A 14468-nucleotide genomic window follows, 5' to 3' on the forward strand; every position below is an offset into this window, starting at 1 on the left:
CCTTTCGACTCGTCACCACCCTGACGTGCGCAGATTCCAACCGACCAGGAGCGGCCCGCCGATCAGTTGACCTCTCGGTCGAGACCGGACCAGTACGGCTGGCGGAGCTTGAATTTCTGGATCTTGCCCGTGGCCGTGCGCGGGATGGCGTCGCGGAACTCGACCGTGGTCGGTGCCTTGTAGCCGGCCATCCGCTGCTTGCAGTGGGCGATGATCTCGGACTCCTGTGCCGTCGCGCCTTCGGCCAGGACCACGAGGGCCTTGATCGTCTCGCCCCACTTCTCGTGCGGCACGCCGATGACGGCGACCTCGGCGACCGCCGGGTGGCTGAAGATCACGTCCTCCACCTCGATCGACGAGACGTTCTCACCGCCGGTGATGATCACGTCCTTCTTCCGGTCGGAGATCGTCAGGTGCCCGTCGGTCTCATCGATCGTGCCGCCGTCGCCGGTGTGGAACCAGCCGTCCTCCAAGACGGCCGCCGTCTCCTCCGGCTTGCCCCAGTAGCCGTCCAGCACGACGTTCGACCGGGCCAGGACCTCACCGGAGTCAGAGACCTTCAGCTTGACCCCGAGCGCCGGCAGCCCCGCGCGGGACAGCTTGCGCGCCCGCTCCTCCCCTGGCAGGTCCGCGTCGCCGGGCCGGGCCCGGTTGAAGGTGAGCAGCGGCGAGGTCTCGGTCAGGCCGTAGATCTGCGTGAACTCCCATCCCAGCTCATCACCGACCCGCTGGATCATCTTGCTCGGCGGAGGGGCTCCCGCGCAGACGATCCGTACGCGGTCACGGCCCGGGATCTCGCCCTGCCATGTCGTCGCCGCGTCGAGCACCGCGTTCCACACCGCGGGCGCGCCGCACATGAGCGTGACACCGTGTTCGTCCACTCGACGCAGGATTTCGGCGCCGTCGACCTTGCGCAGGACCACCTGCTTGACGCCGAGGCCGGCCATCACGTACGGCATTCCCCAGCCGTTGCAGTGGAACATCGGCAGCGTGTGCATGTAGACGTCGCGCTCCCACACACGGGTGTGCAGCCCGAAGGTCAGACCGTTGACCCAGATGTTGCGGTGGGTCAGCTGCACACCCTTGGGACGGGCGGTGGTGCCCGACGTGTAGTTGATGGTCGCGGTGGCGTCCTCGTCCGGGTTCGACCACGGACGTGGCTCGACGCCGAAGGACATCAGCTCGCTGTCCGTCTGCTCACCGAGGACGAACCGATGGCTGACCTTGATCCCGGAGAGCATCTCGTCGAGCTCCGGGTCCACGAGCAGGACCGAGGCCCCGCTCTGCTGCAGCACGTAGTCGATTTCTTCGGGCTTGAGACGGAAATTGACCGGCACACAGATGCGGCCGCTCATCGGCACCGCGAACAACAGCTCAAGCATCCGTGCCGAGTTGTGGCTGACCACCGCCACCCGCTCGCCCTCGCCGACGCCGAGCCGGTCGAACCCCGCCTGCCAGGCCCGAACCCGCTCGCCCAGCCGCCCGTACGTCGACACGGGCACCGGCAGCCCTGGCTGATCTGGCTCGTCGACCACGCCGGCGCTGGAGGAGAACCCCAGCTCGGCCCGGTCGAGGAAGTCCGCGACGGTCATCGGAATCCGCATTGCTCTCTCCTGGTATCGGGGTCAGGCGGTCAGCTGCAGAAGGAGAACGAATGGCACCTGATCTCGGTAGTTCGAAGACGTCGTCGGAGCGCCCGACGAGGTGAGGTACCCGTCGGTGTCCCGCGCGGCCGGGAAAAGGGCGGTGGCGCCGTTGGGCGCACTGCCGTTCGGCGCGCTGCCGGGCTGCCGGGCTGCCGGGCTGCGCACTTTCGGGCTGCGCACCCTCGCCCTGCACGCTCTCGGCCTGCGCACTTTCGGTCGTCATGCCAGGCATCGTGCCGCGTGCGCCGTCCGGACCACCAGAGCGGCGTCAGCCGTGGATTGACGCGAAGCGTACGGAGACCTTCGCGGGGGCCTCGGGTCCTGCGCTCATGGCTGTAACCATCAGCTCTGCCTCGGCGGCGATCTCATCCTTCCGCGCCGGGGATGCCTTCCCGAACAGCTCTACCGTGACCTCGTTCCCCTCCTGCTTCCAGAGGCCGGCGAGGAAGCCGTCGACGAGCAGGGTGCAGTGGGCCTGGTTCCCCGTCCAGGTACGTCCCTTGATCTCGGGGGCGACCACGCGGGAGCGGTCGGCGTGGGAGAGGAGGAGGTTGTCGAATTCGGGGAGGAAGCGGGGCGGCGCCGGGGTGTCGGCGTCCGGCCGGGGTGCGTCGGGCAGGTCGAAGAGCTCGACGCCGTTCCCGTCGCGGAAGACGGCAAGGCCGGGGCGCAACCGCTCGAAGGCATCCCGCAGCCGGGTGAGCCCGGCCCAGGTCTGCATGTCCTTGACGGAGGCGGGTCCGAAGGCGGCCAGGTAGCGCAGTACGACGTCGTCCACGGGCTGCGCCTCCCCGGCGGGCCGCCCGAGCCAGTTCTCCACGGTGGTGAGCCGGACCCCGCCGCTGCGCCCCCACACGCCGCGGGGCGTGACCTGGACCAGCGGGAGCCGGCACCGGGCGGCGACGGACAGGGACTGCGGGTCGGCCTCGGGCCACTCCCCCAGCAGTTCCTCGCGGATCTCTCCCATGGTGCGCGGCTCGCTCTCGACGAAGGCGCGGGCGAGCTCGGCGAGCCGTTCGAGGTCCACCCCGGCGAGCCCCTTGCGGAAGTAGTTCACCTCCCGGTCCCGGGCGGGCTGGACGAGGGGCCTGAGGGTCAGGGCGTCGTGGGCGGTGTGGGTGTGGATGGTGGACCGCATGGTGACCATCCGGACGGCCTCCCGGGACTCCATCAGGCCGGCCAGCTCGTCGGGCCTGAAGTCGGCGAGGCGGGCGTGGAGCTGGAAGTAGGGAGGCTTCACGTTCTGCGCCTGGAGTCCGAGGAGGTGCGCGATCGCGTCCCGCGCGGACATCTCGGCGCGGCTCAGCAACAGCTGGCGGGCGAGCGTGGCACGGTTCAGTGCGCGGGTGTCGAGCACGGGATGCGTCGTCCTGGAGGCCATGACAGCAACCTACCGAGGTTTTCCGGGTGTTGAGCTCGTCCCGGAACACCGCTGCACCACGATCGGGCCGCCGAGGCAGGAGACGGCCGCGGGGCCGGTGGATGAGGCGGCAGCTGGGGCCAGGCGCTCGCGCTACCAGTCCCTACCCGTCCCTACCCGTCCATCAGCCCGGCCCGGACGGCGTTCTCGCACGGAACGGCGTCACCAGCGTGCCGGCCGGCCTCCTGCTGTGTCGCCTGGTGCAGCCCGGCTACGGCTTCAGGCGTGCGTGCTGCGCGACATCGGCGTCCTCGGCACGGACACGAGTCTGCGCTCCGCCGTCCGGCTGGGTCAGCTCACGACCGGGGAGCAGGCCGACGCCACGAGCGCCTCGGGTCGTCGGCAGTGAGCCGACGACCCTGGGTCGCGTGGTCAGTAGCCGCTGCTTTCGTAGATCCGCTGGCCGTCGTACTTGCCGCCCTCGCAGTACCAGTAGCCGTTGCTGTGTTTCACCTGGTAACCGCCGCCGTACTTGCAGTCCGCCAAGGACACCTGAGGTGCGGCCGCCTCGGCCGCGAAGGACCCGGTGACGCTCATTCCTGCGAAGGCCAGGGTTGCGAGGGCCAGGCCGAGCAGTCGTCGAACGCGCATGGCTTGCTCCTCTCGGGGTTAGCCCGTTTGGGTCTTCCCAGGATGACCGCGCGGCATGTCCGTGGCATGCACAAGTACTCCGGTCCCGCTGCTGAGGGTTATCGCGGTGGGGCGCTCGGCAACTCCCCTCGCGGCCACTTTCTGTCCGCAAGACGGCGGCCCGCCCCACCGGGGCCCGCAGAAGTCCCGGACACAAGGTCCGGCGCCCTTTTCTCCCGTATATCCTGCCTCTTGCCCGTAAACAGACGCTCGACCGTTCGACCGGGAGCAGACCTGCGATGTCGGAGCGCCCAGACCGCCGCCCCTCGCCGTCCGCCGGCAAGCGCACGGGCCGGCGTCGGCCCGCCTCTCCGTCCGACACGCCCCCGGCGGGACCCCCGGCCGGTCCGCAGCCCGCCCCGTCGGCCACCGCTGCCCCGAACCACCGCAGCGTGATCGACTCGGCCGTCTACCGCGACGGCCGCCGCATCGCCTCCCCCACCACCCTGGCGGACACCTTCCGGCTGCTGCGCGAGGAGCCGGAAGGCATGGCCTGGATCGGCCTACACCGCCCCACCGAGCCCGAACTGCACTCCCTGGCCACCGAGTTCAACCTCCACGAACTCGCCGTCGAGGACGCCCTGGAGGCCCATCAGCGCCCCAAGCTGGAACGCTACGGCGACACCCTGTTCGTCGTACTGCGCGCCGCCCGCTACCTGGACGCGCAGGAGGAGGTGGAGTTCGGCGAGCTCCACATCTTCGTCGGCCCGGACTTCCTGATCACGGTCCGCCACGGCGGAGCCCCGGACCTCTCGTCGGTCCGCCGCCGCATGGAGGAGACCCCGGAGCTCCTCTCCCTCGGCCCCGAGGCCGCCCTGTACGCCATCCTCGACGCGGTGGTCGACGGCTACGCCCCGGTCGTCGAGGGCGTCCAGACCGACATCGACGAGATCGAGACAGAGGTCTTCCGCGGCGACCCGGCGGTTTCCCGCCGCATCTACGAACTGTCCCGCGAAATGGTCGAGTTCCAGCGCGCCACCCGCCCCCTGGTCGGGATGATCCACGGCCTGATGGCGGGCTTCGCCAAGTACGGCACGGACGAGGAACTCCAGCGCTACCTCCGCGACGTGGCCGACCACGTCACCCACACCAGCGAACGCGTCGACGGCTTCCGCCAGGCCCTCACCGAAATCCTGACGGTGAACGCCACCCTGGTCTCCCAACAACAGAACGCCGAAATGCGCGCCCTGGCCGAAGCCGGCTTCGAACAGAACGAGGAGATCAAGAAGATCTCAAGTTGGGCAGCAATTCTCTTTGCACCCACACTCGTTGGAACTGTCTACGGTATGAACTTCGAAGCCATGCCAGAGCTGCACTGGGCGCTCGGATACCCATTCGCAGTTGCCCTGATGGCGGCAGTTTGCATCAGTTTGTACGTCATCTTCAAACGTCGGGACTGGCTCTAGACGAAGCAACTAACCGCATCGCCCGCCGGCGCGCAGCAACGCCGAAACCTCCCACCCCACCGTCGTCTTGCCGACACCGGCCCGCCCTTTCGCGCCCTGTCCCCCGCCGTGAACGACACGTTCACGGCGATGACGTGCATCGACTGGCTCGGCTCCAGTCTGTGCCAGATCACCGACCACTGGCACCCCAGCGGTGTCCACCGCGACACGGACGGCGTGATCCGCGTGATCAGCACCGAGGCGGGCTACGACCGGCTCGCGCAGCGGAGCTTCGAGAAGATCCGTCAGGCGGGCAGCGGGATGCCGCGACGGCGAAATGACCTCACGCCGAGGAACGCTCTCGGAGGTGATACCGAACCACGATCACGAGGAGGAGGAGAGCCAGGGCGAGCAGCGCCACGAGGGCCCCCGACGACGAAGGCACGCTCGAGGCCGAAGCGTTCGCGGCCCCGGACGACGACGTTGCGGGGGTCGGCCGGATCATAGGTGACCAGGACGTTGTCGCCGTCGTGGAGTGGTTGGCGCCGGGTTGGGGGACGGGACAGGCAATCTCCATCACCCTGTCGCCTTCCTCACGAACTGCAGCAACGGGGTCAGTTCCTCCCCGGGGGACCGGGCCGCCGCTCGACCAGGGCCGGCACCCGCACGCCCGCTCCGCTCACGCGGCGCCCAGGCGCAAGCCCTGAACGCCCGCGAGGGCGGCGACCACGCCACCGAGCACGGCGATCCCCGCAAGCACGACCACAGCTCCCAAGTTCACCACGCTCCCCCTTCACCAACCGGAAGTACACTCCAAACCCGCAGGTCAGTACCCCATGGCAACGGGCTCCAACATAGCCCCGCCAGCCCGGAAAGCCCTCCGGACGTGACTGTTCAGTTCCCGTAGTCGGGCCTGGCCGTCCCGAGATGCTCCGCCACCGTCCGGAGCCAGGCTTCGACCGAGAACGGGGCCGGCGGCTCGACCTCCATGCCGAGCTCAGCGACGCCGACGGCGTAGTCGTGCTCCTCCAGCCCCAGAGCCAGCAGTTCGTGGATCTCGCCGACCAGCCGGGCGGTCAGCTGGGGATCAACCGTTGCCCTGTAGTCGCGGACCGCCGCATCGTGGTCGCCGAACTCGTCGGGCATGTCCTGCGAGAACCAACCGCCGAGGAACTGCCCCAGCTCCCCGAAGCGGGCGTGCCACTCCCAGTGGGTCTGAGGCGCGGCCGGCGGAGGCACATCTCCGGACTCGATGCTGCACTTGATGTGGTCGGCCATCTCGGACAGCCAGCTTTGAGTCCGGGACTCGGACAGCCCGATGTCGGGTACCGAATAGAACTCGCCGAGGCGCAGCCGCAAGCGGCCCGGCGGATTCCGCGCGTACTCCCGAAGTTGTTGTTCGGCGACGGAGAGCGCCCAGGGCCGGGTGTGCCAGGTGTGCCGGAGGTACGCCTGAAGAGCCGGAGGCGCTGTGCCTGCTTCCGGACTGTCGGGTTCCTGTCCGACGAAGGCTGCGACGACGACGTCGAGTTCGCCGTACCGGCGGTCGAACTCAAGCGGCTTCATGGGAACCGCGGCACCTTCAGAGGTAGATCGGGTAAGTGGCGTGCACAACGAAGCCGTGCGGACTCGACGCTTCACGCCTCAGCGTCACCCGCGCGGCCCGCACATCGGAGGGCTCGCGACCGGCGAGCATCATCGCCTGCAGCAGCACGCGCCCGACGGGCTCCTCACGGGACGGCCAAGCGGCCTCGATGGTGAGCCTCGGCCGCGTGCCCTGGGCCAGCCAGCGACGTACGGCCTGCTCATTGCACGTGACGACCTGCTGGGTACACCACTGTGCGGTCGCGCGGTCGGGATAGGTGGCAGAACGGGTACGCACGGGAGATCCTCAGTCGATGGTGAAGCACCAGAAGATGCCGACTTCCGTGGCGGAGACAGCGATTACACCACAATCCATTACGTGGCTGGTGAAGCCCTCATAGGCACCCTCGCGACGGAACATATCGGCGTGGGGATTCTCTCGCGCCGTCGCCGCATTGGTAAAAAACAGCGCGTCTTCTCCGAATCTTTCCAGGATCGTTCTCGCGTGCGAGGTCAGCTCGGCCTCTCGCGCATCGAAATCCGGAATGTCCTCTGTTTGGAACCACTCACCCTGGAGAGTGACCAGGATTTGTTCGGTGCCCCTCCTGGACACAGGGAAGGCCGTGCTGAAGTCTCCTGGCGTGACAGCACCGAACGGGCTGTCCGGGCCGGTGCCGTAGTCGCCCCCTCCCGGTGCCGCGGCAACTTTCGACCAGCCACGCGGATCGTCCGTCCGCAGCTGCATGACGTCGAGGGCGTCCAGGCGCCAGTCATCGCGCCGCCGCGCCCCCACGGCCGCGAACATGTCCTCCCCGAAAAGGGCCCGCAGGGAACGGCTCCACGATGTGGCGTCAATCTGATTCACGGGCCTTACCCCAGTTCTCCAAGTGCGGACTACGGGTGCAGGATCGGTCCCATAGCTGGGCAGCACGGCGAAATAGCTGGTTCCCCTTGCCTATCAGTTCTCCGTCATTCCCTTCCCCCGCCTTCACCGCACGCTCCGTTCCATCGATTCCATCACTGTTCGTCATCCACCAACCGGCGGCCTCAAGGGTAGAGGCCGGAGCGTGGGGGGGTGCGGCGGCCGGACTGTAGATCAAGCGATCCACCCTGCCGCCGGCCACCTCCCAGTCGGCGGACATCGCCCCTGCAATGGCAGAAGATCGATATGACACTCCTCTTCCGCTACCTTCAGTTGGCAATGCTGGACTGCAGCCGCTCGGCTGGGGCTCCCGGACCCGCGAAGGCAGGCCTGGTGTCCCGCGCGCACGAACGCCGCGCGGGACACCAGGCTCTCCTGGCTCAGTTCTTGTCGGCGACCGAGGCCCCGGTCACCGGCCGCTCCGGGCCGGCAGTTGGCCGCAGTCGCCGCCGGCGCACTTGCTCAGCCAGTCGGCGAAGTCGGCGTCGTACTTGGTGCCGATGGTGTCACGGAGCAGGCTGTGGGCCGCGTCGTACTCGCCTGCGCGGTAGTGGCCGAGCAGGGTTGCCACGTCCGCGGGGTGCGACTGGAGCATGTAACGGACACCCAGATAGCCCCACTGATAGATACGGGTGGTGTCGGCGTTGTCGTAGGTGGTCCCGAAGAGCTGGCTGAGCTTGTAGGTGTTCTTGCCCGCCTCCTCGATCGCCCTGTCGTAGGTGATGCCGCGGTACGAGTAGGAGACGTACTCGGCGAATCCCTCGATCCACATCACGGTCGGAGTGGTCTGCCCGGCTGCGAAGTCGCCGTGCATGTCGTAGCGGCCGTCGAGGTAGTGGGTGTACTCGTGGTTGAGGTTCCAGATCTGGAAGGCGCCGTCCTGGGCCGGCTGCTCGTAGGCGATGAAGCGCGGCTGGTTGCCCTCAGCGGCCGGGTCGCCCTCCAGGTACATGCCGCCGTTGTTGGTGTCGATGCCGAAGACGACACCGGCGTAGGTCTTGTAGTCGGTACTGGAGTTGAAGGCGACAATCTCGATGCTGGTGTTGTTGTCGTCCTTGACCGGACCGTTGTCCTTGACGATGTTGTGGAAGACCGGGTCCTGCTTGAGGATGCTGTCGCACGTGGCCGACAGTTCGGACGCGGTCAGCTCCTGTGCGAGGATCTTCGCGCTCGGACCGCATGTGTGCTTGACCGTCAGCACGGCGTCGCGCACGCGGTTCTGCAGGTCACAGGTGTCGTACTCGGCGCAGTTCTCCTTTTCGTACTCGTTCGTCATCTCGGCAAGGCCGACCCAGAGCGGGGCGGTGCGTCCAGTGATCTCGCTGCGGCCGAGCAGCTCCTTGACCATCGGCTTGACGGTGTCCTTGAGGTCGGCGTGCCGCAGGAAGCGGCCGAGTTCGCGTCCGGCATTGCTGGCCAGGTAGGACTTGTCGGTGCCGAGGAGATCGTCGTGGGCGACGGCGAAGTCACGCAGCCCGGTGAGGACGCTCGGGTCCGCCTTCACGGCTTCCACGAACTCAGGCAGCTGGTGGCCGCGGAAGAGCACGGTGTAGGTGTTGTTGACCGCCGCGAGCATCCCGTAGAACTGGTCGTACGACGAGTCGTAGTCCTTCTGCAGACGCTTGACCACGTCGAGGTGGCGGGCGTTCTCTCCTGAGCTGTCGATCAGGGTGACCGTCTCGCCCAGGGTTTCTCCATTGGCCTCGGTGACGTCGAAAGCGTGGGACGAGCCGAAGAAGGCATCCAGGGCGCCCTGAATGGCGCTCTTCAGCGTCGGGCCGTATTCACCGACGCTCTCCGGCTGGTTGTACTGGATGTAGTAGCCGGCGCGCAGGTACAGCACCACCTGGGTTGCGAAAGTGCTGTTGTCCCCCGGGTAGTTGGTCGCGACGTCCTTGAGTGCGTTCGCCACCGTGACCATCTGTTCCTCGCGGAAGAGGGCCTTGGAGTCTTCACCGGTCACGCCGAACAGCGTGTTGATGCAGGTGGTTTCCGACTTCTTGATCTGCTCGACCAGGGCAGCGCCGGTCTTCGAGGTGAAGTCGCTGACGTTGCAGTCCGCCGGGGCCTTCGCCGCAGATCGGGCCTGCTTGCGCTCTGCGGCGTTCTGGGCCGCGGGGAGCGGAGGGCGTTGCGCGGGGTTCGAGGCCTTCGAGGCCGATCGCGCAGGGTCGGCGGCGTGTCCGGGTGCGAGATCGGCGGCAAGCACGGTGGCGGAGGCGGGCTGTGGGGCGGGGGCCGACCTCGGTGCGGACTTGAGTGCCCCAGCGCCGGCCGGGGTCGCCGCGACATTGGGGGCGAGCACGGCGAGCCCCAGGCCGGCGACGGCCACGGTGGGTATCAGCAGTTGGGTGAGTTTCCGGAGGGTGGGGGGTTTGCGCATGGCGATGGCCTCCAGGCCGGTCGGCAGCCGTGCGTGGGGCACGGCGGTGGGGGTGCGGACCGTGATGGCAACGGAAGTTGAGCACTCCCGGAGCTGGCATGGCCGCGGAAAGTGTGACCGTACAATTTCACAGTTCACATGGCAGTAAAAGGGGGTTGCAAGCATCAGAAGAAACTGATGTACCGTCAAAGGGTGTTCTTGCCAGGGAACTTGAGCGCGCGGGCCGTCGGCTTCGGCCATCTCCGGGACGGCAGGGTCGAGCAGTACCGCCGTGAGGCCCAGGACCACCACGACTCCGGGCCCACCGAACCCTGGAACGCGAAGTGGCGTGCCTCATCAGGCACGATGTCGAAGGGCCCCACCGTTTGCGGTGGGGCCCTTCGACGTTCTCCGTGTCAGCCGACGACCTGCCCGTCCGCTGCCGTCGTGACCGGTTCTTCCGGTGCCGACGGCAGGCCACGCAGTCGGCTCACCGGGGACAGAACGAGCGCGACAAGCACGGCGGCGGAGCCGATCGCCGCCACGGTCAATGCCCCGCGAGCCCCGATCCAGCCGGACAGCAGGCCCGCGGACAGGCCGCCGAGTGCGCCGCCTCCGAACAGCAGGGTGCGGAAGACCGCCGTCATCCGGCCCATCATCGACTGCGGGGTACTGGCCTGGCGCAGGCTGACGATGATGACGCCGGCGACGCCGAGTCCGAGGTACGTGGTGAAGAAGGAGAGGACGAACATCCCCACCATCACCGGCCGGGGGCCGGAGGCCAGGACGATCAGCGTCGGGCCGATGAGGAGGGCCGACTGCGCGATGAAGTAGACAAGGCCGAGCCTGAAGCGCCGGATGACCTTGCGGGAGATCGCCGCGCCGATCAGACCGCCCACGGAGGCCGTGGCGAAGATGCCGCCGAGGATCGTCGAGTCCAGGTGCAGGTCGCGTGTTCCGTACAGCAGGAACATCGTCCATACAGTGATCATGGAGAAATTGCAGCAGAACCCGATCAGGGCCAGCGACCGCAGGACCGGGTTCTTCAGCACCAAGCGCAGGCCGTCCTGGAGTTCGGTGGGCAGGTGCCTTCTTGCCGCGGGCGGTTCGGGGCGCGGCTCGGGCGTGCAGATGAGCAGCAGCGAGATCAGGGACACCAGATAGGAGAAGGCGTCGACGATCAGCGCCACGGGCGCGGTCAGGGCACCGACCAGGACCCCCGCGAGCCCGGGCCCTGCCACATCGGCCGCCGATGAGCTCATCCCCATCTTCGCGCCGGCTTCTACGTAGTGCTTGGGGTCGCGTACGAGCGTGGGTACGTACGACATCCAGCTCACGTCGAACAACACCGAGGCGACGCCGACCGCGCAGGCGATCAGCAGCAGCGATCCCATGCTGAGCACGTCCATCCCGTACAGGACGGGTACGAGGGCCAGCAGGATCATCCGGACGAGGTTGGCGCCCAGCATGATCCGCCGCCGCCGGGCCCGGTCCACCCACACCCCGAAGACCAGGGCGAGCCCGAGATACGGGACGAGTTGCAGGAACCGCAGGATGCCGACCTGCTCGTCGGTGGCGTTGAAGGCGGTGATGGCGGTGAGCGGCAGGGCGAGGTTCGTGACCTGGGTGCCGAGGAGCGAGAGGGTCTCGCCGAGCCAGAACCTGAGGAAGTCGCCGTTGCGCCAGAGGCTTTCCGTGGACTGTTCCTCGGTGGGAGTCTGCGTGGCGGTCATCGCCGTCCTCGGCGGGCGAGGTCCGCCACCGCGTCCGCGACGTGGTCCACTTCCTCCTCGGTGTTGTAGTAGTGCGGTGACAGACGCAGGCACCAGTCGACGTCCTTCTCCCCGAAGTCGAACTGTGCGAACTCACGGAAGCTGAGGGCCGAGTTGATGCCGCGGGCGTCCATGGCCGCCTTGAACGGCTGCGGCTGCCAGCCCGCCACGCCGAACGTGACGAGCGCGGCAAGACGCGGCCCGCGGTCGAGCACGCGCACCCCCGGGACCGGTGCGAGCCGGTCGCGGAGCCGGGCCGCGAGCGCCGGGGTGCGCTGCTCGATGGCCTCGATGCCGACCTCGCGGGCATAGCGCGTCGCGGCGGCGCTGCCGAGCACCGTGGCGTACGGGAACTCCCACTCCTCGAACCGGGCCGCCGTCGCTACGGGCTCGTAGCCTCCCGGCCCGGTCCAGCGGGCGCCGTGCATGTCGATGAACAGCGGTTCGTAGCCCGCGCTCAGGACGCGATCGGATACGTACAGGAATCCGGAACCGCGCGGGCCCCGGAGGAACTTGCGGCAGGTGGCGGTGAGGAGGTCGCAGCCGATCTCCTCCACGTCGATGACGAACTGACCTACCGACTGACAGGCGTCGACCAGGTAGAGCAGGTCCAGCTCCCGGCAGTGGCGGCCGATTTCCGCGACGGGCGAGACGAGGCCCGAGTTGGTGGGGACATGGGTGGCGGACACCAGGCGGGGGCGGTGCGTCCGCATCAGCGCGGCCATCGCCTCCACATCGACCCCGCCCTCCCTGGTGTTGGGCGCGTGGACGATGCGTACGCCGAATCGCTTGCGCAGGGAGAGGAAGGCGATCTGGTTGGAGATGAAGTCGTCGCGGGTGGTGAGGATGACGTCGTCGGTCTCGAACGGGATCGAGGACAGGGCGTTGGCGTAGGCGTGGGTGGCGCTGCCTGCGAAGGCGATGTTGTCGGGCGTCGCGTTGATGAGCGCGGCGATCTCCGAGTAGAACTCGCGGACTTCGGCGGCTCGGGCGGCCGATGCCTCGTAACCGCCCATCCGGGCTTCGAGGTTGAGATGGCTGACCATCGCGTCCCTCACGGGCGCCGCCAGCAGCCCGCAGCCCGCGTTGTTGAAGTGGATGACGTGGCGGCACCCCGGAGTGTCGGCCCGCAGAGCGGCGACGTCCAGCTGAAGTGCTTCCCGACCAGGACCAGAAGCGCTACTCTTATCTCTCATGAACGACAGTAGCACTACTGGCGAGTTGGCCGACAGCCTCCGTGCACTGGTCTCGCGGTTGTCGCCCGGCGACCGGCTGCCGAGCAGCCGGGAACTGATCAAGGAATACCGGGTCGGCCCGGCGACAGTGGCGCGGGCCATCGCCGTACTGGCCGCCGAGGGCGCGGTGGTGACCCGTCCGGGCAGCGGGACCTTCGCGGCGAAGCCGGGCCGGCACCGCGACGCGGCCGGCGCCGGCGACACGGATACCGACTGGCAGACGGTCGCCCTCACCGACCGCGCCGTCGACACCCACCTGATCGCCGACCCGCTCGGCCCGCCGCCGGCCGGGACGATCACGATGGACGGCGGCTACGTGCACCCCTCGCTCCAGCCCACTCGGGCCCTGAGCGCGGCGCTGGCCCGGGCGGCACGCCGTCCGGACGCCTGGGACCGTGCCCCGGCCGGTGGCCTGCCGGCGCTGCGCACCGTGTTCGCCCGGATCGTCGGCGGCACCGTGGCGCCGGAGGACGTGCTGGTCACCGCCGGCGGGCAGAGCGCCCTGTCGATCGCGTTCCGGGCCATCGCCGGGCCCGGCAGCCCGGTCCTGGTCGAGTCCCCCACCTATCCCCGGGCCCTGGCCGCCGCGCGCGCCGCGGGGCTGCGGCCCGTTCCGGTACCGCTCGACGCCGACGGCTTGCGGCCCGACATGCTGGCCGACGCGTTCGCGATGACCGGCGCGCGACTGCTCTACTGCCAGCCGACCTACCAGAACCCGACCGGCACCGTACTCGCGCCCGAACGGCGCCGCCAGATCCTCGATGTGGCACGCGCCTCGGGCGCGTTCGTCATCGAGGACGACTTCGCACGGCACCTGGGACACGGCGGGGCAGTGCCGCGGCCGCTGGTCGCCGACGACCGCGACGGTACGGTCGTCCACGTCACCTCACTCACCAAGCCCGCCGCACCGAGCCTGCGGATCGGGGCGCTGGTGGCCCGCGGACCGGTCATGGAGCGGATGCGGGCGGTGCGCCTGGTCGACGACTTCTTCGTCACGCGCCCGCTCCAGGAGGCGGCGCTGGAGGTGCTCAGCTCCCCGTCCTGGGACCGGCACGTCCGCTCTCTGGGTGCGGCGCTGCGGGAGCGGTGCGCCGTACTGGCCGCCGCGGTCGCCCAGGAGATCCCCGGCGCGACCGTGGCCGGGCTGCCTACGGGCGGACTGCACCTGTGGGTTCGCCTGCCGTCCGGCGTGGACGACACCGTCCTCACCAGCGCTGCCCGGCAACGCGGCGTAGCCGTGAGCGCCGGCAGCCGCTACTTCGCCACCGAGCCGCCGGCGGCTCACCTGCGCATCGGGTTCGCCGCGACCGCTGATCACGCCGAGCTCACCGAGGGTGCGCGTCGACTGGGGTCCGCGCTTGCCGACCTCGGCCCGAAGGAAGGGTGGGACACGTAACGGTCGGTCGCCTGCGGCGCAGCCGATGGGGACTGCTCCTGCGACAGCCGCGGCTGGGGAGAATCCGCCTGCGGACGACCTGCCCCGGGCGGGCGGCGACCACCAGCAGGTGCGGG

Annotated in this window: 12 protein-coding genes; 3 read left to right on the top strand and 9 right to left on the bottom strand. The window is 68.8% G+C overall.

Features of this window, described 5'->3' with window-relative positions; translation table 11 throughout:
• Positions 1-62 precede the first annotated feature (62 nt).
• The 3 genes from ACFYOB_RS13415 to ACFYOB_RS13425 form a co-directional block, all read right to left on the bottom strand.
• The gene (locus tag ACFYOB_RS13415) at positions 63-1604 is read right to left on the bottom strand and encodes an AMP-binding protein (RefSeq protein ID WP_388559008.1); all 1542 of its coding nucleotides are present in this window, start codon (positions 1602-1604) and stop codon (positions 63-65) included.
• A 310-nt stretch (positions 1605-1914) separates the two neighbouring features.
• Positions 1915-3027 (bottom strand): winged helix DNA-binding domain-containing protein, encoded by a 1113-nt coding sequence (locus ACFYOB_RS13420; protein ID WP_388559011.1) that lies wholly within the window; start codon positions 3025-3027, stop codon positions 1915-1917.
• Between the two features lie 411 nt (positions 3028-3438).
• Positions 3439-3657, bottom strand: a complete 219-nt coding sequence (locus tag ACFYOB_RS13425) for a hypothetical protein (RefSeq protein WP_328928494.1) — start codon at positions 3655-3657, stop codon at positions 3439-3441.
• A gap of 278 nt (positions 3658-3935) precedes the next feature.
• Between ACFYOB_RS13425 and ACFYOB_RS13430 the strand changes: the two genes are divergently transcribed.
• Positions 3936-5102, top strand: coding sequence for a magnesium and cobalt transport protein CorA (locus tag ACFYOB_RS13430; RefSeq protein ID WP_388559014.1), 1167 nt, complete (start codon positions 3936-3938; stop codon positions 5100-5102).
• A 129-nt stretch (positions 5103-5231) separates the two neighbouring features.
• Positions 5232-5588 (top strand): DUF2254 family protein, encoded by a 357-nt coding sequence (locus tag ACFYOB_RS13435; RefSeq protein WP_388559017.1) that lies wholly within the window; start codon positions 5232-5234, stop codon positions 5586-5588.
• Positions 5589-5975: 387 nt separating this feature from the next.
• Here the strand turns inward: ACFYOB_RS13435 and ACFYOB_RS13440 are convergent, their stop codons facing one another.
• From ACFYOB_RS13440 to ACFYOB_RS13465, 6 genes are all read right to left on the bottom strand, one after another.
• Positions 5976-6647, bottom strand: coding sequence for a contact-dependent growth inhibition system immunity protein (locus ACFYOB_RS13440; RefSeq protein WP_388559020.1), 672 nt, complete (start codon positions 6645-6647; stop codon positions 5976-5978).
• A gap of 16 nt (positions 6648-6663) precedes the next feature.
• Positions 6664-6963: an RNase A-like domain-containing protein gene (locus tag ACFYOB_RS13445; protein WP_388559023.1), complete on the bottom strand. Its 300-nt coding sequence runs from the start codon at positions 6961-6963 to the stop codon at positions 6664-6666.
• Between the two features lie 9 nt (positions 6964-6972).
• On the bottom strand, positions 6973-7530 hold the full coding sequence (locus tag ACFYOB_RS13450; RefSeq protein ID WP_388559026.1) for a hypothetical protein: 558 nt from the start codon (positions 7528-7530) through the stop codon (positions 6973-6975).
• A 466-nt stretch (positions 7531-7996) separates the two neighbouring features.
• Positions 7997-10012, bottom strand: coding sequence for a collagenase (locus ACFYOB_RS13455; protein ID WP_388559029.1), 2016 nt, complete (start codon positions 10010-10012; stop codon positions 7997-7999).
• Between the two features lie 353 nt (positions 10013-10365).
• On the bottom strand, positions 10366-11682 hold the full coding sequence (locus ACFYOB_RS13460) for an MFS transporter (protein ID WP_388559032.1): 1317 nt from the start codon (positions 11680-11682) through the stop codon (positions 10366-10368).
• Positions 11679-12917: an aminotransferase class V-fold PLP-dependent enzyme gene (locus ACFYOB_RS13465; protein ID WP_388559035.1), complete on the bottom strand. Its 1239-nt coding sequence runs from the start codon at positions 12915-12917 to the stop codon at positions 11679-11681. The genes ACFYOB_RS13460 and ACFYOB_RS13465 overlap by 4 nt, the downstream gene beginning before the upstream one ends.
• Between ACFYOB_RS13465 and ACFYOB_RS13470 the strand changes: the two genes are divergently transcribed.
• A complete protein-coding gene (locus tag ACFYOB_RS13470; protein WP_388559038.1) occupies positions 12916-14352 on the top strand; it encodes a PLP-dependent aminotransferase family protein in 1437 nt (478 codons plus the stop codon). The two genes, ACFYOB_RS13465 and ACFYOB_RS13470, sit on opposite strands and share 2 nt — an antisense overlap.
• Positions 14353-14468: the final 116 nt, after the last annotated feature.

This window comes from Streptomyces sp. NPDC006463, from assembly GCF_042870715.1.
Classification (GTDB): Bacteria; Actinomycetota; Actinomycetes; order Streptomycetales; family Streptomycetaceae; genus Streptomyces.